Origin of the sequence: Cytobacillus gottheilii, from assembly GCF_001636345.1 — a bacterium.
Classification (GTDB): Bacteria; Bacillota; Bacilli; order Bacillales; family Cytobacillaceae; genus Cytobacillus; species Cytobacillus gottheilii.
The window spans coordinates 3,599,442-3,620,996 of sequence record NZ_KV440945.1 but is presented as its reverse complement, the minus strand read 5'-3'; the positions used below and the strand labels follow the sequence as shown (position 1 = coordinate 3,620,996).

At 35.7% G+C, this 21,555-nt stretch carries 23 protein-coding genes and 2 pseudogenes; 19 read left to right on the top strand and 6 right to left on the bottom strand.

From position 1 onward, the window contains the following. Positions 1-4: 4 nt before the first annotated feature. Positions 5-967 (bottom strand): helix-turn-helix transcriptional regulator, encoded by a 963-nt coding sequence (locus A6754_RS17490; RefSeq protein WP_066448779.1) that lies wholly within the window; start codon positions 965-967, stop codon positions 5-7. A gap of 100 nt (positions 968-1,067) precedes the next feature. Here A6754_RS17490 and A6754_RS17485 point away from each other — a divergent pair, with 100 nt between their 5' ends. Together A6754_RS17485 and A6754_RS17480 are read left to right on the top strand one after the other, a co-directional pair. Then, a complete protein-coding gene (locus tag A6754_RS17485) occupies positions 1,068-1,547 on the top strand; it encodes a GyrI-like domain-containing protein (protein WP_066448777.1) in 480 nt (159 codons plus the stop codon). Between the two features lie 326 nt (positions 1,548-1,873). Further along, positions 1,874-2,788 carry an Mph(B) family macrolide 2'-phosphotransferase gene (locus tag A6754_RS17480; protein ID WP_066448775.1) on the top strand — a complete coding sequence of 305 codons (915 nt, stop codon included), beginning with the start codon at positions 1,874-1,876 and terminating at the stop codon, positions 2,786-2,788. 225 nt (positions 2,789-3,013) lie between these two features. Here the strand turns inward: A6754_RS17480 and A6754_RS17475 are convergent, their stop codons facing one another. The 3 genes from A6754_RS17475 to A6754_RS17465 all read right to left on the bottom strand — a co-directional run bounded on the left by A6754_RS17475 (position 3,014) and on the right by A6754_RS17465 (position 4,322). Further along, positions 3,014-3,487, bottom strand: coding sequence for a DMT family transporter (locus A6754_RS17475; RefSeq protein WP_066448771.1), 474 nt, complete (start codon positions 3,485-3,487; stop codon positions 3,014-3,016). Positions 3,488-3,500: 13 nt separating this feature from the next. Further along, positions 3,501-3,929 (bottom strand): DMT family transporter, encoded by a 429-nt coding sequence (locus tag A6754_RS17470; RefSeq protein WP_066448768.1) that lies wholly within the window; start codon positions 3,927-3,929, stop codon positions 3,501-3,503. 78 nt (positions 3,930-4,007) lie between these two features. After that, positions 4,008-4,322: an ArsR/SmtB family transcription factor gene (locus A6754_RS17465; protein ID WP_066448763.1), complete on the bottom strand. Its 315-nt coding sequence runs from the start codon at positions 4,320-4,322 to the stop codon at positions 4,008-4,010. Between the two features lie 226 nt (positions 4,323-4,548). Here A6754_RS17465 and A6754_RS17460 point away from each other — a divergent pair, with 226 nt between their 5' ends. From A6754_RS17460 to A6754_RS17405, 12 genes and pseudogenes are all read left to right on the top strand, one after another. Further along, on the top strand, positions 4,549-4,827 hold the full coding sequence (locus A6754_RS17460) for an ArsR/SmtB family transcription factor (RefSeq protein ID WP_066451709.1): 279 nt from the start codon (positions 4,549-4,551) through the stop codon (positions 4,825-4,827). Positions 4,828-4,887: 60 nt separating this feature from the next. After that, positions 4,888-5,277, top strand: coding sequence for a methylglyoxalase (gene glxB, locus A6754_RS17455; RefSeq protein WP_066448758.1), 390 nt, complete (start codon positions 4,888-4,890; stop codon positions 5,275-5,277). A gap of 9 nt (positions 5,278-5,286) precedes the next feature. Next, entirely contained in the window at positions 5,287-5,832 is a 546-nt protein-coding gene (locus tag A6754_RS17450) for a hypothetical protein (protein WP_066448756.1), read from the top strand. Positions 5,833-6,424: 592 nt separating this feature from the next. After that, the gene (gene ltrA, locus A6754_RS17445) at positions 6,425-7,687 is read left to right on the top strand and encodes a group II intron reverse transcriptase/maturase (protein WP_066441994.1); all 1,263 of its coding nucleotides are present in this window, start codon (positions 6,425-6,427) and stop codon (positions 7,685-7,687) included. Between the two features lie 275 nt (positions 7,688-7,962). Next, positions 7,963-8,310 (top strand): hypothetical protein, encoded by a 348-nt coding sequence (locus tag A6754_RS17440; RefSeq protein WP_066448754.1) that lies wholly within the window; start codon positions 7,963-7,965, stop codon positions 8,308-8,310. 164 nt (positions 8,311-8,474) lie between these two features. Further along, positions 8,475-8,750, top strand: a complete 276-nt coding sequence (locus A6754_RS17435; protein WP_066448750.1) for a hypothetical protein — start codon at positions 8,475-8,477, stop codon at positions 8,748-8,750. Positions 8,751-8,930: 180 nt separating this feature from the next. Then, positions 8,931-9,215 (top strand): hypothetical protein, encoded by a 285-nt coding sequence (locus A6754_RS17430; protein WP_066448746.1) that lies wholly within the window; start codon positions 8,931-8,933, stop codon positions 9,213-9,215. 250 nt (positions 9,216-9,465) lie between these two features. Next, positions 9,466-10,011 (top strand): DUF5412 family protein, encoded by a 546-nt coding sequence (locus A6754_RS17425; protein ID WP_257298426.1) that lies wholly within the window; start codon positions 9,466-9,468, stop codon positions 10,009-10,011. A 355-nt stretch (positions 10,012-10,366) separates the two neighbouring features. After that, a pseudogene (locus A6754_RS17420) lies at positions 10,367-11,169 on the top strand (MBL fold metallo-hydrolase). Positions 11,170-11,384: 215 nt separating this feature from the next. Continuing rightward, complete coding sequence (locus tag A6754_RS17415) at positions 11,385-12,212, top strand: dihydrodipicolinate synthase family protein (protein ID WP_180320244.1); 828 nt, start codon at positions 11,385-11,387, stop codon at positions 12,210-12,212. A gap of 190 nt (positions 12,213-12,402) precedes the next feature. Next, positions 12,403-13,698 (top strand): IS110 family RNA-guided transposase, encoded by a 1,296-nt coding sequence (locus A6754_RS17410; protein ID WP_066448737.1) that lies wholly within the window; start codon positions 12,403-12,405, stop codon positions 13,696-13,698. 548 nt (positions 13,699-14,246) lie between these two features. Then, the gene (locus tag A6754_RS17405) at positions 14,247-15,092 is read left to right on the top strand and encodes an AraC family transcriptional regulator (RefSeq protein ID WP_066448735.1); all 846 of its coding nucleotides are present in this window, start codon (positions 14,247-14,249) and stop codon (positions 15,090-15,092) included. 270 nt (positions 15,093-15,362) lie between these two features. Here A6754_RS17405 and A6754_RS17400 read toward each other — a convergent pair whose 3' ends face one another. Beyond that, positions 15,363-16,598 (bottom strand): IS110 family RNA-guided transposase, encoded by a 1,236-nt coding sequence (locus A6754_RS17400; RefSeq protein ID WP_066448733.1) that lies wholly within the window; start codon positions 16,596-16,598, stop codon positions 15,363-15,365. A 368-nt stretch (positions 16,599-16,966) separates the two neighbouring features. Between A6754_RS17400 and A6754_RS22495 the strand changes: the two are divergent. Then, positions 16,967-18,103, top strand: a pseudogene (locus tag A6754_RS22495) (IS256 family transposase). Between the two features lie 60 nt (positions 18,104-18,163). Here A6754_RS22495 and A6754_RS17390 read toward each other — a convergent pair. Further along, positions 18,164-18,829: a DUF4097 family beta strand repeat-containing protein gene (locus A6754_RS17390; protein ID WP_066448730.1), complete on the bottom strand. Its 666-nt coding sequence runs from the start codon at positions 18,827-18,829 to the stop codon at positions 18,164-18,166. Between the two features lie 158 nt (positions 18,830-18,987). On the opposite strand from A6754_RS17390, the gene A6754_RS23050 reads away from it, so the two are divergent. The 4 genes from A6754_RS23050 (at position 18,988) to A6754_RS17375 (ending at position 21,415) form a co-directional block, all read left to right on the top strand. Continuing rightward, complete coding sequence (locus A6754_RS23050; RefSeq protein WP_180320243.1) at positions 18,988-19,137, top strand: hypothetical protein; 150 nt, start codon at positions 18,988-18,990, stop codon at positions 19,135-19,137. Between the two features lie 17 nt (positions 19,138-19,154). After that, a complete protein-coding gene (locus tag A6754_RS17385; protein WP_066448727.1) occupies positions 19,155-19,901 on the top strand; it encodes a MerR family transcriptional regulator in 747 nt (248 codons plus the stop codon). Between the two features lie 32 nt (positions 19,902-19,933). Next, entirely contained in the window at positions 19,934-20,590 is a 657-nt protein-coding gene (locus A6754_RS17380; RefSeq protein ID WP_066448722.1) for a GAP family protein, read from the top strand. Between the two features lie 372 nt (positions 20,591-20,962). Then, positions 20,963-21,415: an NUDIX hydrolase gene (locus A6754_RS17375; protein WP_066448719.1), complete on the top strand. Its 453-nt coding sequence runs from the start codon at positions 20,963-20,965 to the stop codon at positions 21,413-21,415. Positions 21,416-21,555: the final 140 nt, after the last annotated feature.

The window sequence follows — 21,555 nt, the reverse complement described above, 5'->3', positions numbered from 1 at the left end:
TTGCTTATTTGAAGTAAGTACTTGATCTCTCTTGTAAGCATTTTTTAATTTCTTTTGGCACGATCTTGAACTTGATATCCTCACCAAGGAAAAGCAGCCAATTTGTTATATCTGACAATTCTTCGGGCATACTCACATTGATATGAGTTTTTAATATAGCTGTGGTTTGGTAGGGATTTGTATAAGCAAGTGAGAATTTTAGAGGGTGATATTTTCTAAACTGAGCAATTGCCTTTGGACCTAATTCAATGACAAGATTGTTTACTTCTTCCTGCTTCCTTAATTTTTCTAATACCTTTTTTTTATTTACTCTCTTTTTCATGGGACTTAATTCTACATTGGTGAGGTGGTCTACAAGAAAAATCTTCTTTCTCTCTTCTTTTAAGTCAAATCCCTCAATCTGCCAAAAATTCTTCTCACGATAGAGGTGCAAGAGATAAATCGGATACGAGCTTATTAAATTCCCTTCTTTGACGGTAACCAATAAATGCCGATCCAATAGCAGGATTTGGATGAGCTTTTCTAACATCGGATGAGGAAGGTCAGACAGGTCAAGCAGATCAGGATTATTTGGATTGGTGCCTTCAAAAAGCAAGATTTGATTTAAAAGGACAAGGTTCTCTTGTTGTGTCTCTGGAATGAGACCAAGTAATTTTTCAGCTAAAGACTGCCGGCTTTTTAGATAAGGAAGCTGTTGATTCCTTGATGCCATAAACGCAATAAAAAGAGCTTTAACCTCGTTATCAGTAAAACGAATAGAAGGAAGGACAGAATTGTTCATGACTGAATACCCTCCATCTCTTCCAACTTCAGCTTCAAGCGGCATTCCCATCTCTTCAATTTCTCTGATATCCCTAATTGCAGTCGAACGAGAAATGTTAAATTCCTGCATAATTTCAGAGATTGTAAAATAGGAGCGGTTATTGATATATCGCATGATGGTATTAATCCGTTCAACTTTCTTCATCGTGTCCTCCTAAACAGTATCATTTTTTGACATGATTTAACGCTAGTATAAACGTAGCAAGACCAAATACAAATGGTTTATTTTAAAAGGAGGAATTATAATGGCAAATTATATTTTAGAAGAAAAGGACAGTTTTACCGTTTTAGGCATTGGTACAGAACTTAAGAGTGATTACACCGATTATGTAGGGATTAATAACGAAAAGGCAGAATTCTGGCAGACAATCAATCAAGATGGAACGCTTGATAAACTAAAAAAGATCGCGGCAAATGATTACCTTTTTGTCGTAAACGAAGCAGTGAATAACAAAATGATGCATTATGCGGGCGTGATGACAGAGGCGTCATTGCCAGAGGCATCCAGACTCATTGAATTTCCTAAAGGTGAGTACATTGTTGTTAAAGGCGAAGCAAATACAGACCAAGAGTTGAGTAATCTGCTCACTGGTATAGCGTTTGGTGAAGTTTTGATGGAAGTAACAGACGTATCCTATGTTGGGGGGCCGAATGCAGCTGTTGTGATGGGACAGAAAGATGGAGTAGTATTTGGTGAAATGTGGATTCCGGTTGTTAGGAAGTAGGATCTAGGGGACAGGTTCCTTGGTTCTCTCTGTTAAGATAGACTGTTTTGCTAAGCTATTTTTTTTCATAGAAAATATAAACTTAATGAGGGTTTCCTATTATTAATAGGGAGCCTTTTTTTGCCGCTAAGGTAGCAGGTTAAGGAAACAAGAAGGAATCATTTCCTGCATAACGAATTAAACTATTATGGCTAAGTTTCTAGGTGATCGTCCGAACCTAATAATAAATCTTATTGGTAGGGCGGTTTGTAAATGGTAATCTACCATATGAAGTCATCTAATTATAAGAATTTTTCCATTGAAAAAGCTTTAGGGAGTGATTTTAAATGACGATAGATATTAAACAAGTGATTGAAGTAACGAAAAAGCATCATCTTTTATTAAAGGAAGAAACGATGAAGGTTAATGAATCAGGGTTAGATTTTCAAGTGGTTTTTGCGCAAGATGAGAATGGGACGGAATGGGTCCTAAGATTGCCGAGGCGGGAAGATGTAATGCCTAGAACAAAGGCAGAAAAAAAAGCATTAGATTTGGTGAATCAGTATGCTGATTCTTTCCAATCACCTAACTGGATTATTTACACAAATGAGCTAATTGCTTACAGGAAGCTGGAAGGGGTGCCAGCAGGAACGATTGATCATAATATCGGCAATTATGTTTGGGAGATTAATGTTAACAACGTTCCAGAATCCTTCCATCAATCTCTTGGCAGAGTATTAGCTGAGCTCCATAGCATACCGAGTGATAAAGCCAGGGAGCTTGACCTAATCGTGCAAACACCCGAAGAAGCAAGAACGTCAATGAAGCAGCGAATGTTGAAGGTGAAAGAAACGTTTGGTGTGGGGGACGACTTATGGCACAGATGGCAGGCATGGTTGAATGATGACGATATGTGGCCGAAAAAGACTGGTCTAATCCATGGGGATGTGCATGCCGGCCATATGATGATTGATAAAGATGCGAATGTGACCGGATTGATCGATTGGACTGAAGCTAAAGTGACAGATATATCAAATGACTTTGTTTTCAATTATAAAGCTTTTGGAGAAGAAGGGTTAGATGCACTAATCCTTGCCTATAAGGAAGCAGGCGGTTATTACTGGCCGAAGATGAAAGAGCATATTATTGAACTTGACGCAGCTTATTCAGTTTCACTTGCTGAGTTTGCATTAGTTTCAGGCTTAGAGGAATATGAACAGATGGCAAAGGAAGCGCTAGGTGTAAAAAATGACAGAGGCTGAGACTCAAGTATTTAACACGATCATAAAAGCAAATGGTTAGGAACTGAAACTAATCAATCGTTGTTTGATTTGTTAATTTAAAATCTTTTTGAAAAGGAGTATTTGCAGCGCAATGAAACGGGCTAGTATCCATGTAGTATTCACATAAAATGAAAAGAAGCCAATCTACCTAATTAGGAAGATTGGCTTCTTTTGCATTGACCAATGTTTGCAGTTTTATATTCATTAAATAGTTTTTGTATTGGTTTCTATGTTTAAGCGTTTATTCCCTTTATAAATAAAATACAGGGAAATCAACATAAATAATAGAGCAAAGGCACGTTTCAGATCAAATTCTATAACTAAACTATTGAACCATCCAAAATGATCGATAATAATTCCAATGATCAGCTGACCAGCAATACCAGCAATATTGGCTGCAATTACGCCAATTTTAGGTACTGCCATTATAGTGAGAAGCAAATACATGGTGCCCAAGAAAGCTGCACTTAATTGCCATTTTGGCGCATCTAAAAGGGCCAAAATATTTCCACTGCCAAAAAATAAAATGAGAATTGTAAGAAACATTGTACCTGTGAGGAATGTTAAGAATGTTGTTTCAATTGTTCCAGCTTTTTGACTAAGTGTTCCATTGATTGATGATTGAGCGCTTAAAGTAATACCGCCAATCAGGGTAAATAAAATCATAAAAAAGCCCATAATTGCAGACCTCCTAGTTTATTAATATAAGTGCGATAATCATTGAAATAACGGCGAAAACTTTTTCCTTATTTATCCTGTTTTTCTTACTGCCAAGCCAGCCAAAATGCTCAATAATCATACTCATGGCTAATTGTCCGATAATAACAGCAACCATTGTGATCCCCACACCAACAAATGGAACACTCACAACAATGGAGGTTAAATATACGACACCTAAGGCACCTCCAAGTAATGACCATTTTGGTGCTTCAAGTGTGTAAGTAAGTCTTCCCTTACCAAAAAAAAGCCAGATCAGCCCCATGATAATTGAACCCATAAAGAAGTTATAAAAACTTGTTTCCAGTTTCCCAATGGTCTTGCCCAGTTCAGCATAAATGCCTCCTTCAAAGCTAAGTGCTGCTCCAGCTAATAGGGCCAGGAAGTAGAATATAATACGCATAAATAAATCTCCTTTTCTAAAAAATTATATATCTAGAAATATAGATATATTACTTCAAAAAAAGAAATCCAACCTAAATTAGATCTCTGTTTTAAAATATTTAGCTAACTCTTGAATAAATTCTTCATTACGTCTGTAGTATGTCCATTGCCCATGTCGAATCGATTCAAGTAAACCAGCTTTTTGCATCATGTTTAGGTAACTGGATACTGTTGATTGAGATATTTGAGCTTTTTCTTGAATATCCCCAACACAAACTCCGCCTTTATAACTTACATCCTTTGGCAGATGAGCACCTTGTTTGGGAAAATTCTTCTCTGGTTCCTTTAACCATTCTAAGATCTTGAGCCTAGTTTCATTTGATAACGCCTTGAATACATTAATCGGTTCCATGTGTGTAATTATATATCTGGATTTTTCGATATGTCAAGTGAAGTCAAATCAAGTTAAAGGAAATGCTATCATGAGAAATCCATGCTGCCCCAAGATGAGCTTACTCATTAGAAAATACAAAAAATACCGATTTTTGAGGTACAGCCGTTTTAATCCAGTTATTGTTACGCAACTTTTTAGTTGCCTCTACTTGACGAGCAACTATAAGGTTGCATATAATACATCTATGAATTGGGATAAAGACGCTATATTTAAAGCACTAAGTGATCCGAATAGGCGAGTTATACTAGACGAGCTTTCTGAACGTGACGAATTAACTTTATATGACCTTACCACACGGCTTATTATGAAGCACAACCTTACCATTACACGACAGGCGATAGCAAAACACCTTTCTGCATTGGAAGCAGCTGGGCTTGTTATGTCAAAGCGAAATGGTAAATTTCGAGTGCTTATTTTTAACAGGGAACCACTCAAAGATTTGCTGAAAGGCTGGGTAGAATAAGTTTTAATTAATGATTATTGTTTAAGACTTTACTGTGGAAATACTAAGGGAGGATTCAAAATGTTAAACATCATTATTACCAGTATATTTGTAGAAGACCAGGACAAAGCATTAAAATTTTATACAGAAACTTTAGGATTTATGAAAAAGCATGATGTTCCTTCAGGAGCACATAGGTGGATCACTCTTGTTTCTTCAGATAAAGAAGAAGCAACTGAGCTTTTACTTGAACCGAATGTACACCCTGCCGCAAAAGAATATCAGCAGAAATTGATGGACGATGGCATACCAGTAACCATGTTCGGAGTTGCAGATATTCAAAAAGAGTATAGCCGACTAGTGGAAAAAGGCGTGCGGTTTACGATGGAGCCTACAAAAATGGGCGATATCCAAATAGCTGTCTTCGATGATACTTGCGGCAACCTTATACAGATTATACAGCAAGATTAGGGTGTGAAAATGGATAGTCAGATGAAGCTGGAGTTTGAAAAATCTAAATCAGGCGATAAAGATGAGCGTTATGAAGCATATCAGAACATTTTAAAGGCAACTGATCAAGTAGTGGATTGGGCGTATGATGTATGGAATCAATTAATAGAGGATCTGACTCATAAAGATCCGCATCAACGCTCGCGTGCAGCACAATATCTGGCCAATCTGGCTAAAAGCGATCCAGAGATGAAAATGATGCAGGATTTCCCTAAGCTGTGGGAAGTAACAAAAGATGAAAAGTTCGTAACAGCTAGACATAGCCTCCAGTCGATTTGGAAGGTGGGAATTGCAGGTTTTCCTCAAAAAGAAATGGTTATGACATATATGGTTGACCGTTTTAAAAATGGAACTGACGAAAAGAATTACACGTTAATTCGTAATGATATCCTTCAAAACATGAAATACCTATATGAACATTTTAATGACGAGACAATCAAACAAACCGCTATGGATTTAATTGATACAGTAGAAGACAAAAAGTACAATAAAAAGTATAAGGATATATGGAAGTAGAGTTACGAATTTAGCTGAAGACGTGAGCGTCTTCAGCTTTTTATTGTGTGCCCGGCATGGGTGCAGGCTCTAGGGTGCGAGTCCCGAACGGCGAAGGCAGTAGTAGCCGTAGCTTAAGACAAGGATATGCGGGGTGACCCTCCTATCTGAAGGAAGTCGGCGGCAAACTTCCGCTCTGAGGAACACGAATCTCATATGAGGCTAGATGACATTGGGTGAGTCTGCAATACAAGACAAAGTCCATACTGCCAAAGGTGTCACATAGTAAATGAGGCGGAGACATGGAAGGAAAGTCTGTACTCTTACCCGGGGAGAACCTGTCGATATGCCGTACTCATGCGGTAAGCCTATCCGTGAGGATAAGTTGAACGACAGGCGTCAGCAGAAGCCATAGTACTTATTCGCTTAAGAGGATAAGGAAGGGCTGAACCGGTTATGGAAAATAGGAACTAGGCGTATCTTTCCATTCGATGAAACAGAAAACATAGTACCTGTTTAATGAAAGAAACGGTGAATCCGCGGGGGTCATTAAACAGGGTGGAGAATGAAAAGGACACAAACAGAACACCTATTTACGCGGGAGGTTATATCAATGTTAATGGAACGAATCATGTCACGGGAAAACCTACTTAATGCGATTAAAAGAGTAGAAAAGAATAAGGGAAAACATGGAGTGGACGAAATGCCCGTCACTGCTCTTCGTGGACATATTATGCTCAACTGGAGCGAACTGCGAAAATCCCTCTTCGAGGGAACCTATATCCCATCCCCCGTCCGTCGAGTCGAAATCCCGAAACCAGACGGCAAAGGGAAGAGGAAACTGGGAATCCCAACCGTGACAGACCGTTTCATTCAACAAGCAATCACCCAAGTGCTTACCAGAATGTATGACCCTAGTTTCTCTGAATGTAGCTTCGGCTTTCGCCCTAACAGGCGAGCGCACCAGGCTGTTAAATTAGCCCAAAGCTATATAGAAGAGGGTTATCGATGGGTAGTCGACATTGACCTTGAAAAGTTCTTTGACAAGGTTAACCACGATAGATTAATGAGTAAATTAGCCATGAGGATAAAGGATAGTACTCTCCTCAAACTAATAAGACGGTTCTTAACCTCTGGTGTTATGGAAGGCGGACTTGTCAGTCCTAACCTTGAGGGGACACCGCAAGGTGGACCTTTAAGCCCTTTACTTTCGAATATTGTGTTGGATGAACTGGATAAAGAACTGGAGCGCAGAGGACATCGCTTTGTCCGCTACGCCGATGATTGTAATATCTATGTGAAATCTAAAAGAGCTGGAGAAAGAGTTATGAAGGCAATGACCCATTTTATCGAGAGGAATCTTAAACTGAAGGTTAACAAGGATAAAAGTGCTGTAGACCGCCCTTGGAAAAGGAAATTTCTTGGGTTCAGTTTTACAAGTAATCTAAAACCGAAGGTGAGAATATCTCCCCAATCAGTTAAACGGTTTAAAGATAAAATAAGAAAGCTTACAAGCAGACGAAGGTCAATTGCCATGGAAGATAGGATTCATAACCTTAACCAATATCTAGTGGGATGGGTTAATTATTATCATTTAGCAGATACCCGTTCAGTAATCGCAAAACTCGAAGGATGGCTTAATCGAAGGTTAAGAATGATTCGATGGAAGGAATGGAAACTTCCCCAAACGAAGGTCAAGAAACTTATTAAACTAGGTGTTTCGAAAGGGAAAGCATATGAATGGGGAAATACAAGAAAGGCTTATTGGAGGATATCCAAAAGTCCAATTCTTCATAAAACATTAGGGAAAGCCTACTGGCTTTCCCTTGGGTTAAAAAGTATTTCTGCTAGATATGACTTACAGCGTTCGACTTAATCGGAACCGCCGTATACGGAACCGTACGTACGGTGGTGTGAGAGGGATAAATGGAGGTTAATCGCCTCCCCCTATCTCAATTTTCATTAAAAATATTATTCTTTTTAAAACCAACAGGATGAATTAGAAGGAATTGGTAATTAAAAGGAGAACTTATATTGGAAATAAATTATAAACGGAAATTTCACATCGAAAAAATGAAGAACTGAAGTCAACGGTAATGAGGTTTTTTCCATCCGTTAAGACATAAATTCATATCTTATAGAGGTGATCAAATGTATTGGGAAACACTGCCTAGTTGGGTGTGGGTAATTTACTATTTATTTTTATTTCTAACAATAGGAGTGGGAATTTTAAATGCTAGTCGAAAAAGAATGTTTGCCTTATCGATTATGACCATTTGCCTTGCGATTACTATTCCAATAATTAGTACAGTTAATAGTATAGGAAGAGCGGAGGGGGTCAATGAGCTTGAACACTTAGTTGCTCAACTTCAACAAGGGGCGATGTGGTCAATTTACACCGTAGTAGGGAATCTATACTTACTTGTATATTGTGTTTTATTTTTCATTAAAATGAAGGAACATAATTCCCACTTAGGTTTTAATTATAAACAAAGATAAAATGTAGGAATTGGTTTTCCTCGAGTTTATTGCGTTTGTTCAAAAAGGATGATCTCTACTCAGAATTACATTACTAACGTTTTCTCCAGTACATTCAGCTAAACTAATTATTTTTCCATAAAGTAAGATCGCTTAAACAAATAAAATATAAGGGTGTCTTAGAATTGGATATTGTCATCTTGTCATTTTCTTTTATCGTTTCAACTATTGTGTCGGTTTTAATATTAAAAAAGACAAAAAGTAAATGGAAAAGCAGGTTGTCAGCATTTATTATAAATACACTAATTTTAGCGACAGCAACATGGTTGTTATACATAACAGATGAGGAAGCAAAAATGTTTGGATACGTGCATGTTGTCTTGGTAATTGCGATTCCAATCATTAGCTGGATTAACTTTATAATCCTAGAGATTAGTAAATATAAAAAATGGGTTGCATGAAGATATGACTGACTAAAGATATTCACTATAATTTAGGCAGAATTACAGACAAGGAGAACTTTTCTTAGAAATTTTGAAACAAGATTAGAAAGATTAACGTCTAATAAAATAATACCAAAAATTAGGATGAAGTGAATTGGTATGATCACATGACTATAAAAAAATATTTGGAGGTTAGCTATGTGGATAATATTAGGCGTTATGGCTATAATAGCGACTTTAGTAAATCTTTTTATGTATAAAGCTGGAAAGGACTATAAGCTTGCAATGGCGCTGGGGTTATCATTTACAGCATTAACACTCTGTGCAGAATACAGTCTTGTATCCCGGTGGGTAAAAGTGGAAGATTGGGCAGCTTTATTGGATGTAGTACCTGGTATGGAAAGGGCATTATGGTTTTTGACAGCTGTTTCTATTTTACTGAATATAGCACCCATGCTTTTAGAAATAAGAAGTAAGAAATAAATTATTTTTGTTACAAATATGGACGCAGCATTAATCAAATTCTAAAAGCAATTGTCAGTATAGTTTCAGAAATTTTGAGATTAAACAAATCCCTGAGTAAAGGGTTAACATTGAAGAAAAGGAAGACCAAATCATAAGAATAATAGAAATGGCCTTGTAATCTAACACAATAAAAAATCTGGTTTAACAAAGGAGTAAACTACTTTGTTATTGAGTTAGTATTAAATAAAACAGGGGGATTATAAATTTAATGTTATTTGCTTTATTAGCACTTTTAGTTACCGCTATATTATTAAACTTATGTGCAAGGATAATATTTTCTTACATTAAAAAGAAACCTTTTCCCAAAAAACTACTGATTGGAACACTTTCTAGTGTTATTTTGGTTTCTTTGATTTATTTGTATGATTCGTACTTTTTTACTTTTAATGCAATTGATAGAGAAAACATTCAATTTGGACCTGGACCTGTAACATCACCCACTGAAGAATACACAGCTAATGCTTATTATGAACCGTATGGTGGCGCAGCAGGCGGTGTTAACGTATGGGTCGAAATCAAAAACAATAATGAGAAAAATAAAGCTAAAACTATTTACTATGGTGATGCAAAAAGTAACTTTTCTATGGAATGGTTGGATGAAGATACGTTGTATATTCTAAATGACGAGCCTGATTTCCCTAATTCAAATAGAAGTATTAAATTAGAAATAGGTAAAGAAATTTATCACGAAAATGGTTTGGCATGTAAAAGTTTGTTAATGAAAGACCAATATGAAACTTGCTATCAAAAGTAATATCATAATTCTGTGTTTGAATCAGCTGCCAAATCAGACAACTGACCTTATGTAACAAACGGGCAGGTCAATAGAAAAATCAACTTGGTTTTATGTTAAGTTAAGCTTCTTGGCAGCCATTGACTTGTATAACTAGTTGACTAAGCTTTAATAAATATTTTTAAGTTGGATAGTAGAAAGGCCTTTAACACATTTTCTATTAGTCTTCGCTTTACATAACAGATGGTCTATACTCTTTGATGCTATACAATAGGTCTGGAAAGTGAGTACTTAAATAGACATTATTTTAGTTCGCAAAAAATGAATTTTAATTCACTTTTTGTTATTACAAAAATAATCAGAGGGAGCTGAGCCTATGCTATTCAAAAAAAACTTTATCCAAAAAACAATAAATGGAGTACAGATGGGAAACGGATCAATCTCATTTCAAAATGTGAAATTAAATGTCCATAGTTTTTACCTCGATGGAGTACTTATTGATACAGGGGCAAAGTCGTTAGAAAGTGAATTTATCGCATTTTTTAAAAAATTCAAACCTCAACAAGTTGTAATTACACATTATCATGAGGACCATACTGGCTGTGCTGATTATTTTCAAAACATCAAGTTCCGCTTTTAATGGATAATAAAATGATTGAATATTGCAAAAATAAACCCGATTATCCATTTTATCGTAAATTATATTGGGGGAGACGTCGTCCTTTTCAGGCGGGATCAATTGGAGATTCTTTTTCTACAGCTAATGCTTTATGGCATGTGATCAAGACGCCAGGTCACTCGCAAGATCACATCACTTTTTTAAATAGTGAAACTGGTCAGCTTTTTACTGGGGATCTATACTGTCAAGAGAAAACAAAGGTAACCTTAAAAGAGGAAAGTATTCCCGAGATTATCGATTCATTGCGAAAGGTATTAACTCATGATTTTAATGATGTATTTTGTTCCCACGCTGGTTTCTTGAATAATGGCCGTTCTGCTTTAAAGTCAAAGATGGAGTACCTTTTGGATCTTCAAGGAAATATTATAAAGCTATATGATGAGGGCAAAACACCTAAGCAAATTAACGAGATTCTGTTCCCAAAAAAATATCCGATTACTCGTTTTTCGTTGGGTGAATGGGATTCTATACATATTGTTAATTCCATTCTGCAGAAATAATGATTTTGTTTCTTGTGTTATCAATTGCAGACAGATTTAGGTGAGTCAACTTTGTTAAATATAAGGTGTTAAAATGGTGTACTTAAATAGATGGTTGTTTAAACTTAGGACAACTGATATTTAAAACAAGGAAAAAAAGATCATGCGTCATTTCTTATTCCTTAAAAAATCTGATTAGTTGAAATATAAAATAAATGGATCAAGGAGATCATATTGTGCTAAAAGAAACTTATCATATTGCTGTTCCGACTGCATTTTTTGAAGATGAATCAGTAAATATTCAAGGGACAATCGCTCATATAAGAGACCTGTATAAACAAGGGGTAAAGTCTGTTCTTGTATCAGGATCTACTGGTGAGCAACATAGTCTTAATCTAGAAGAGAAAATTGAAATAATAAACAGTTTAGTATTGGAAGAAGAACTCATTAATAATATGGAAATTTTATTTGGAGTGTCATCTATTAGACAGAGGGAAGCAGAAGAACTAGCTAAAAAGATTCGTACTACAAAAATATCAGGTATTTTGCTTGGGTACCCGCCTTATGTTCTGCCAACACAAGAAGAGGCATTAGTTTATACAAAAAGCATTATTAATTTGAGTAATAAGCCTACTATCTTATATAACAATCCAAAAAGAACTGGATTTGATTTATCAGTGAACAGTATCATTCAGTTAAGTAAGATAAAGTTAGTAGTTGGATTAAAAGAAGCTGGCAATATAGAAAAAGTTGGACAACTAAAAAACAATATTCACAGAAGCAACTTTCATTTTTATGCGGGTGGAGAATTGGAATTAGAGGAAAAAGTATTAATGGGGTTTGATCGTCTTTCTTCAATCGCCGGAAATATTTCACCTAATGAAATCAATCAATGGTTTAATAAAATGCTTACGAAAAAAACTATGACTCAACAAGAAAGAGTAAAGATAGAAACTATTATTCAACAAGTTTATAAAGGATCACCTATAGTGAACCTAAAGAAAAGTATTAATCAAAAGGGATTTTCAATGGGAATTTGCAGAAGACCAATCGGAAATATTTAATAAGAGAGCATTATTTTCTTAAACTAGTGAAAACTACAGAGTGCTTCCTATAAATAATATGTAGCTAGAGGGGCAGCATTCCTGTAATAAGTGAAAATGAGATTTGATAGAAAAAAGACCTCTTGATAAGATAAATGTGTCCTGAGCTGGCCAGCTAAAAGGGACAAAATATCTACTCGGAGGTCTCAAAATGAATTATAACCAAAATCATAAAATAGCTCAAATTACTCCTAAAACCTTAGTTATTGGTATTGATATTGCCAAACATCATCACGTAGCTAGAGCACAGGATTATCGTGGAATGGAGTTGGGTTCTACTTGCTCTTTTGATAATACTCAAGAAGGAGTTCGAACATTTATTAATTGGATTAATCAAATAAAAGATTCATACGAAATGGAGTCTGTCATTACTGGAATGGAGCCAACAGGCCATTATTGGCTTAATTTAGCTCATATTCTAAAGGAGGAACAGATTAAATTTGTCACGGTCAACCCCTTACATGTCAAGCACAGTAAGGAACTAGACGATAATTCTCCAACTAAAAATGATGTTAAAGACGCAAAAGTCATTGCACAACTAGTCAAAGATGGTAGATACTCCGAACCAACAATACCACAAGGAGTTTTTGCAGAACTGCGTGTGGCTAAGAAATTACGTGATCTATTAAATGTAGACTTACAAATAGTGCAAGGACAGGTACACAACTGGATTGATCGATATTTTCCAGAGTTCTTTACCGTTTTTAAAAGTTGGGAAGGGAAGGCAGCTCTTCATTTATTAAAGCTGGAAGCATTACCGGAAGAACTGGTGAGATATACAGAAGAAGAATTACTAGAATACCTTAGGCAAGCAGTGAAACGCAGTATAGGGATTAAGAAGATTCGTGCCTTAAAAGAAGCAGCCAATCGCTCGATTGGCATCCGTCAGGGTGCCATGATGGCTAAAATGGAGTTAAAAACGTTAATCCAAAAGTACGAACTCATTCAAAACAAGTTCGAAGAGCTTGACCAAACTCTGGATACACTACTTCAAGATATCCCAGGCGTTGATCAAATGTTAGAAATAACAGGAATTGGCCGTGATACAGTGGCTTTTTTCTTCGCTGAAGTAGGCGATTTGAGTGAATACAATCATCCTCGCCAGATAACTAAACTGGCAGGACTTAGCTTAAAAGAAAATACATCAGGTAAGCATAAAGGGAGAACCAGGATAACCAAACGTGGTCGAAAGAAATTACGAGCATTGTTATTCCGGGCATCTATGATTCTAGTAGCCAAGAACAAAGCCTTTAAAGCCCTCCATCATTACTACACAACGAGACCTGAAAATCCGTTGAAAAAGATGCAGTCTTTAATTGCTTTATGTAATAAGATCATCCGTATACTCTTCTCTATTGGTAAGAAACAGTTTGTGTTTCAAGAAGAGAAGATGTTGAAGGACATCCCCCATATGCATGCATTTATCCAAGAACCAATAGCAGCTTAATCACTATTAAACGAACGATTAACCATTAGATTTGAAAAGATGAACAGACAAAATCAGCATGGGATTAGTTGGCAAAGCAACTAACGTAAGGACTTAGATCCTGTGGGGCAGCATGACCAACATCCACCTTATGGAAAGGTTGAACGAAGGAATGTAGGAGCGTAGACTCTGTGAGACTTGGGAGGGTAGACCCCCATAAGAAATGTGGACATCCATTGGTGCGTACATACCTATTTATCCAACTTTTAGAAATTAACCGAAGGCTGGCTAGTTTCTTGCGCTCATTTTCTTCGTAAACAGCTTGATTGTGTTCTTTTCTCTCTAGTAAAAATCTGTAAAGTAAAACAAGTTAGATAGCAATACGGTGAAAAACTGCGTAATTAAGAGATAAGTGTTTGTTTATTGAGGGAGGTTTGTGGAAGAAGGAGTTTCTTGAAAGAAATAGAATTAATTCATTGGTATTGAAATAACCCGACATATTTGTGCATGAAATGTCGGATAATTAAATACCTTTTCCAGTAAATTTAAAAAGTAGAAGGAGAGGGATAATGGATTGGATAGATAGAATGAATAGTGCTTTGGATTACATTGAAAAAAATCTTGAGGACGAAATAAATTATAAGAAAATTGCACAAATAGCTCACAGTTCCGAGTATCACTTTCCAAGAATGTTTTCATCAATTTCGGGACTATCTCTATCTGAATATATTAGACGGAGACGCTTAACCCTTGCTGCATTTGATATTCAAAAAAGTGACATCCGAATTATAGACGTAGCCATTAAGTATGGCTATGAGTCGGCTGATTCTATTTCTCGTGCTTTTCAAAAGACACATGGAATTAAACCTTCTGAAGCCCGTAATCAAGGGGTGCAGTTAAAAGCCTTTCCAAGAATCACCTTCCAAATTTCAATAAAAGGGGATACTGAAATGGAGTACCGGATTGAAAATCTTGATTTTGATTTAAAAGTTATAGGAAAAGGTGAGGTAGTCAAAACAAGTAGAGCCTTTAAAAAAATACCCACGCTTTGGAGCAGTGCTAAAAAAGATGGATTTATGCAACAATTGATTGATATGTCCTGGGAGGAACCAAAATGCTCTCTTGAAAGTCTTTTAGGCGTTTGCGGAAAAGAAGCTGCCATTATGGACGAAGAATTTACATACTTTATGGGTGTCAGATATGACGGAGAGGTACCGAGTGATATGGAAACGCTAATTATTACCCACCGCACTTGGGCTGTTTTTCCAGGCATAACAAATGCTTGGAAGCGATTATACACAGAGTGGGTTCCAACTTCTGGATATGAACTTGCTGATATTCCTTGTATCGAATGCTATTACCCACCAAAACATAAACCGAGAAACGAACTTTGGGTTCCGGTAATCCCAACATAATTTCATGTTATAAAAAGGAATCAGAGATAGAAGAAGGAGATTCCAGGAAATTGGAAGTCTCCTTTTTTATCATCTCTGTATTAATTATTTTCATAACTTACATAAGTAATTAATATTGTGAATTTTATCACTTAAACTAAACCAGCTAATAGTTTGTCAATATATATATTTTAAATTTATAATCACTAAATGCTATACTAAAAATGCACAACTCAAATAACCCTCCTGATTCATTTTGGAAGGTTTTAGTTGTATAGGAAAATGCTGTTACTAAATAGTTTCTTGGAATGGAGTTTTCGTTTTTAACATCGCATAAAACCAGTGTAAAAGCTTATTAGCACATGCAATAATGGCTACCTTATAAGGCTTACCTTCTTCACGTTTTAAATCGTAGAAGGCACGTAATCGCTTATTTCGTGCAATGGTTTCTTCAGTTGTTTTCTTTTTACGACTATCTCGAATGGAACACCGAACTGCTGTGAAAAGCATGTGGCGAAGCCTTGCAGAGCCTCGTTTAGTAATATGATTCTTCGTGCCTTTAAAGCGACCTGATTCAAATACACTAGGATCAAGTCCTGCAAAGGCAACTAACTTTTTGGGATGACTAAACCGATCAATTTCCCCAATTTCAGAAATAATCGTTGCAGCGATTTTTTCACCTACACCGGGAATTGTTTGGAGTAGTTCATATTCTTCGAGTTGTACTGCTAACTGATCAATCTCACGCTCCAACGTAGAAAGCTGTTGGTGGTACACTTGAAGTAAATCAATATACATATTCAGACTGACAAGAAGGCTTTGATAAAGCGTTGACTGATATGGGTTGCGTTCTGCGGCTGCGATTAATCCCTCTGCTTTTTCAAGCGCCCAATTAAACGATCGTGCTTTACAATGCCTATCAATAAATTGTGCAATTTCCTCCACACAAGCTTTTAAGACAGTCTCCGAGGTAGGGAAAGTTTGTAAAGTTCTTAATGAAACCTCGGCATACAGATCGCCAAAAACGCCTTTATACTCTGGAAATACTTGATCTAACACAGATTGAAATTGAAGCTTTGTTTGAACCATAATTCCCGTCATATTTTCATGTTGTCTTGTCAGATACCGAAGGTTTAATAACTGAACACCACGCTTTTTCTGCGGCTCTAAATCCTCTTTGTAATACAGTTCGCCTAAGTGATAAGCATCAATGGCATCTGTTTTGGTTTTTCTTAAACTAGAACTTTTTGCTCGGTAAGATACCAATGGATTTACGATAATGACAATGTACTCTCTTGCTTCTAAAAACTGTACAACTGGGGCATGATAGTGACCCGTTGATTCCAAGACAACTGGTGGTTTCATCCCTGTTTGATGCTCTAAATCTAGTAAATAAGAGTATAACTCTTTTAAACCATCCACCGTATGTTCAACTTTCACACTGTTTTTATAGGGTATTTTTTTATCCAAGAACATTTGAACCTGACTTTCACCTTTAGCTACATCCAGACCAACAACTGGATTCATAAATTATCTCCTCCTAGTGTAGTGGATTGACCGGTAACCTCTATCTAGCTTGTCATTCATATCTTCGCTTGTTATACGGGATCATCATGTCCCAACCAGCCTAATCATGTGTTAACAAGTAGAGGGCGAACAGTTTAGTTGTCGGGATCAAGTCCCACGGGTGCTTCCGTTCTACCCCGGCTACTATCAATCTATAAATTGAATAAAAAATAGTCAACCAGGTTTCTCTGGCTGACCTTATAATACGAAGGGTACTTATGTTCAAGATCAGCTGCCGAATCAGGCGGCTTTCTTATGTGCGCCAGGCATGGCGACTATCTAGGTGGTGAAAGTCCACTGATCCGAACTCCGTAGAATTAGCGAACAAGATTATTGAACAGTATCAACCCAACTCTGTAAAGGATATGCAAAAAGCATTAAAAGATATATCCTATGTTTGAGTCTATGTTAAAAGGTGAAATGAACCATCATTTGGGCTATGAAGCAAATGACAAAAGAGATAAGAAAGCAAGCAATAGGGAGAAAGTCCGTAAAAACAACTGCTGGAGATGTTGAAATTTCTGTACCGCGTGATTGAGATGGCTCTTTTGTAACGCAGCTGTGCGTAAAAGAGACGTTTCAGCAATCGAGGATAAGGTGATTTGTAAGTATGCCGGAGGAATGACTCAACGAGATATTTCTTCCAATAATGAGGAAATCTATGCTTCACCGTGTCTCATGAAATGATTTCTGATATAAAAGACACTGTTCTTCCTGAATTAGCCGAATGGCAAAATCGTCCTTTCAGTAACTATTACCCATTTGTATTTGTAGTTTGCTTCTATACAACAATTCGTATCGTGTATGAAATTAGGTTATACCATAGAAGGCAAGAAAGAGATTATGGGTTTATGGTTAAATGAAACAGAAAGTTAGCATAATTGGTTGTAAATTTTTGATGAAATCAAATCACGTGGTGTAGAAGATATTTTCTTTATTTCGATGGATGGCGTTAGTGGTCTGGAAGAAGGAGCATGTGCAATTTTTCCTGATGTCACCGTTCAGCGATGCATCGTTCATTTGGTTCGAAATTCCATCAAGTATATCCCAAGCAAAGACTATAAGCCTTTTACTGCTTCCTTAAAGAAAGTATATGGAGCTCCAAGCCTTAAGGCTTGTCACAGTGCGTTTGAATCCTTTAAAAATCAGTGGTCCGCGTACCCTGGTGCAGTAGATGTATGGAAACGAAATTTTCAACATGTAGAACAATTATACGATTATGGAAGTAACATTCGTAAAATCATGTACACAACCAATGCCGTTGAAAGCATTCACTCAAGCTTTCGAAAAGTCACGAAAAAAGGAGCATTCCCCATGAGAACGCTCTGTTAAAAGTATTATATTTGCGGATTAAAGAGTTAGAAAACAAATGGAATGGCGGCCATATTCAACACTGGGCTATGGTGATGAATCAACTACTCCTTCATGATCACCTTAAAGATCGTGTGTTAAAGTACTTAGAATAACTTACACACTTTAGTTGACAAGCCCGATAAATAAAAAGTATTAGAAAATACCGTAAATCATTAATTCACATTTGTACTTCCTGACTTCGTTGTAATTTCCATCTTATTCTCACCATTTCCGGAGAAACCTTGTAACTTTTTATTCGTTTGTGTTTTGCCGTTTAAAGTTAAGTCAATTGATTGTCTACCACTGTTTGTATTTATATTTAACTCTAAATTAGGCTGTTGTTCTTTAAAATTTACTGATACCTTACCACTTGTGGTTGTTAATTTTACATCGTTATTTAATTCTACAAAATAAAGTTTAATATTACCACTGCTTGTTCGTACTTCAATATCATTTTGAATCAATTCCTTACCAGAAACATTACCGGAAGATCCATCCATAATTATTTTCCCTTTAAATTGCTGTGGTACCTTTACCTCTAAAGATGTTTGGTTTTTAAGGTTAAACAGGCGTGTAATATCCTTATCTAAATCAATTGATAACCGTTTTGAAGACTTATCTAATATTGCACCGGTTCCGTCATCGTAAACATTTAAATGTGTTTCTAGTTGATCTGATTCACCCGGCGAAATTTTTACATCTGTACTTGCAAAATTTATCTTGATCTCCTCAATATCTTCTACGGATTCTTTATTTACGATTACTTCTTCCTCTCCTGTTGAACAGCCTGCAAGCATAATTAGTACTAAAAATAAACTTATGGTTGTTGGTTTGATCATTTTTCTCCCTCCTTAAACCTGATTATATTAAATGACGCAGGGTCAGTTTCAATTTTTTTCAATGAGATGTTTAAATTAGTTGAAAGTGACCTTACGTCATCTTTTATACTGTTATTAATACTTTTACTTTACAATTTATTGAAAAGGAGAATCCTAATTTGAAGAAAGACGATATTATTATTTATGCTTGCGTTATTATTGGAGCAGGAATAGGTTTATTTTTTGATAATGCTTTTCCAGGAGTACTTATTGGCTTAGGAATTGGTTACCTATTTAAAATCATGTTTTTTAATAATACTAATGAATAAGAAGGTAGGATATTAGCTTGTTTCATATTAACGAATTTAAAAAGCTAAGCGGTGTATCAGTTAGAACCTTGAGATATTATGACAAGATAGGACTTCTAAAACCTGTATCAAAAACTGAAGGAGGCCATCGATTATACACCAGCACTGAGTTGAAGAAACTTCAGCAAATACAATTCCTAAAAATTATAGGCTTTAAATTAGGTGAGATCAAAATTATGTTAGAGTCTGAGGAATGGGATTGGTCCAACGGTTTAATGAAACAACTATCTCACGTTTTGCATGAAAAGGATCGACTCTCAAAGATAGAAATGAGTTTAAGGGAACTAATAAACGGTATAGCGATTGATGGGGAAGAATTTAAGATTAAAAAAATCATGAATCTATATACTAGGGACTCTAGGGACTCTAAAAAAATATTAAATTATTATCGAGATGAATTAAATGTCAAAAACAAGGAAGTATTAAAAAAACTTCCCAATATGGCTAGTAGCGATCCTGACTCCTTGGAGTGGATTGCTTTAGTAGGGCAAATAAAAAAATATATGCACCTTGGGTTTAGAAATTCAAGAATACAAAATATCATAAAGAGAATGGATGTAAAAAAAGGTGAAGATTTTAAAAACGAAGAAGTTTTTTTAGACAAACTTTGGGGCATTAGAATGTCACCAAAGGAATCAAAAGATTATAATCTATATCCAATTGACCATGAAGCCCTTAACTTTATGGAAATGGCTTATAAGTATTATCTCGATAATAAATCATAGTTTTGAACACAAATGCTCATGTGGAGGGGGAAATGGAGATAGATATATTAATTTATATGGGTGGTTTAGCACTTTTAGATACATTAAGCCCTACAATAATTGGAGTTACGCTATATCTGGTTTTAACAGATAATAAAAACTTAACAACAAGGCTATTAGCATATCTATTTACGGTTGCACTTTTGTATTTTTCACTAGGTATCCTGATGATGTTTGGCTTGAATTATATTATAGAGGCATTTACAAATATCTTTCAAAACAAAATCTTTAGCTGGGTAATCTTCATTATAGGGATGATTTTATTTATTTCTAGTTTTCTTGTACCCGCAAATAAAAAAAGTAATATTCCTAAGCCTAAGTCTCAAAGCACCTTATCAATTATAATCATTGGTTTTATCACTTTTATCATTGAGGCAGGCACAGCTTTACCGTATTATGCCGCAATTGGTTTATTAACTTCAATTGATATTCCTTTTTATCAATGGATTCCAATTATAGCAACTTATAATATTATAATGATTTTTCCAGCCCTGCTTATATTTTTAGGATATAGATTATTTGGAAAGTCGATAAACCATATCTTAGTTAAGATCCGGAATAAAATATCAAAAAGTTCCAATTCAGTATTATCCTGGGTTATGTGTATAGTAGGGGTCATTTTAATATTTTACACCATAGATTATTTATAATTAATCTTTCGGGGGAAGGAGAAATTATCATTGGTCGTACAGAAAATTCTCAATATGTTGGACATCTTGAAGATATATTCCTAGCAAATGAACAGGTAGCTTTTGAAATGCTAACATAAAATAACAGACCTTATGACACGATTATTTAAGGAATATCGATTTTGCATGCGAAAGATACTCACTGAAATATTTTGCATATTAAAGCTATAACCAATACATTTGTGAAAAGATGTACTTAAAGTAATGGGTGCTTTCCTTAGATAAAAGGGGAAGCCTTTTTCTTATGGTGCTATAGGGGCAGTTTACTTGAAGAAGGAATTCACGTGAATATTGTGGAATCATTTGAGAATATAAAAGGAGGACTCGAACTAATTGTTAAAAAATAATGGATTTGAATTTCTCGACTTTATTAATGTAAAGGAGACAAGTATATGCCAATATACTCCCTTAGCAGGTTCTTTTGCAGTATTGAAATGCGATGGAAAATATCTCCTAGGATATAACACCTTACGTAAACAATGGGAACTACCTGCGGGTGGTAGAGAAAGTAATGAAACACCAAAGGAATGTGCCATAAGAGAACTGAATGAGGAAACAGGTCAATATGTAACTAAACTAGTCTTTATAGGTTTAATAAAAGTGCGAAAAATATCAGACGGACACATTAAATATAACCCAGTTTACTTCACGACAATTGAAAATCTACTTCCTTTTAAAGAAAACATAGAAACATCAGAAATAAAACTTTGGGACTTAAATGAAGAAATAGGTTTCATTGACTCCGTTGATAAAAAGGTACTTGACTATATTGATAAGAATATGTAAATCATTGTACTTAAACAAATGGGGGCATTGATTCAAGATGAACGAATGAATGCCTTTCTATCTTTTAATGCACTAAAGAGGCAGCATTCCTGTAATAAGTGAAAATGAGATTTGATAGAAAAAAGACCTCTTGATAAGAT

Excerpts from the sequence above, each read along its gene's own strand:
- A6754_RS17490 (WP_066448779.1), bottom strand. The coding sequence starts at position 967 with ATGAAGAAAGTTGAACGGATTAATACCATCATGCGATATATCAATAAC.
- A6754_RS17485 (WP_066448777.1), top strand. The coding sequence starts at position 1,068 with ATGGCAAATTATATTTTAGAAGAAAAGGACAGTTTTACCGTTTTAGGC.
- A6754_RS17480 (WP_066448775.1), top strand. The coding sequence starts at position 1,874 with ATGACGATAGATATTAAACAAGTGATTGAAGTAACGAAAAAGCATCAT.
- A6754_RS17475 (WP_066448771.1), bottom strand. The coding sequence starts at position 3,487 with ATGGGCTTTTTTATGATTTTATTTACCCTGATTGGCGGTATTACTTTA.
- A6754_RS17470 (WP_066448768.1), bottom strand. The coding sequence starts at position 3,929 with ATGCGTATTATATTCTACTTCCTGGCCCTATTAGCTGGAGCAGCACTT.
- A6754_RS17465 (WP_066448763.1), bottom strand. The coding sequence starts at position 4,322 with ATGGAACCGATTAATGTATTCAAGGCGTTATCAAATGAAACTAGGCTC.
- A6754_RS17460 (WP_066451709.1), top strand. The coding sequence starts at position 4,549 with ATGAATTGGGATAAAGACGCTATATTTAAAGCACTAAGTGATCCGAAT.
- glxB (WP_066448758.1), top strand. The coding sequence starts at position 4,888 with ATGTTAAACATCATTATTACCAGTATATTTGTAGAAGACCAGGACAAA.
- A6754_RS17450 (WP_066448756.1), top strand. The coding sequence starts at position 5,287 with ATGGATAGTCAGATGAAGCTGGAGTTTGAAAAATCTAAATCAGGCGAT.
- ltrA (WP_066441994.1), top strand. The coding sequence starts at position 6,425 with ATGTTAATGGAACGAATCATGTCACGGGAAAACCTACTTAATGCGATT.
- A6754_RS17440 (WP_066448754.1), top strand. The coding sequence starts at position 7,963 with ATGTATTGGGAAACACTGCCTAGTTGGGTGTGGGTAATTTACTATTTA.
- A6754_RS17430 (WP_066448746.1), top strand. The coding sequence starts at position 8,931 with ATGTGGATAATATTAGGCGTTATGGCTATAATAGCGACTTTAGTAAAT.
- A6754_RS17425 (WP_257298426.1), top strand. The coding sequence starts at position 9,466 with ATGTTATTTGCTTTATTAGCACTTTTAGTTACCGCTATATTATTAAAC.
- A6754_RS17410 (WP_066448737.1), top strand. The coding sequence starts at position 12,403 with ATGAATTATAACCAAAATCATAAAATAGCTCAAATTACTCCTAAAACC.
- A6754_RS17405 (WP_066448735.1), top strand. The coding sequence starts at position 14,247 with ATGGATTGGATAGATAGAATGAATAGTGCTTTGGATTACATTGAAAAA.
- A6754_RS17400 (WP_066448733.1), bottom strand. The coding sequence starts at position 16,598 with ATGAATCCAGTTGTTGGTCTGGATGTAGCTAAAGGTGAAAGTCAGGTT.
- A6754_RS17390 (WP_066448730.1), bottom strand. The coding sequence starts at position 18,829 with ATGATCAAACCAACAACCATAAGTTTATTTTTAGTACTAATTATGCTT.
- A6754_RS17380 (WP_066448722.1), top strand. The coding sequence starts at position 19,934 with ATGGAGATAGATATATTAATTTATATGGGTGGTTTAGCACTTTTAGAT.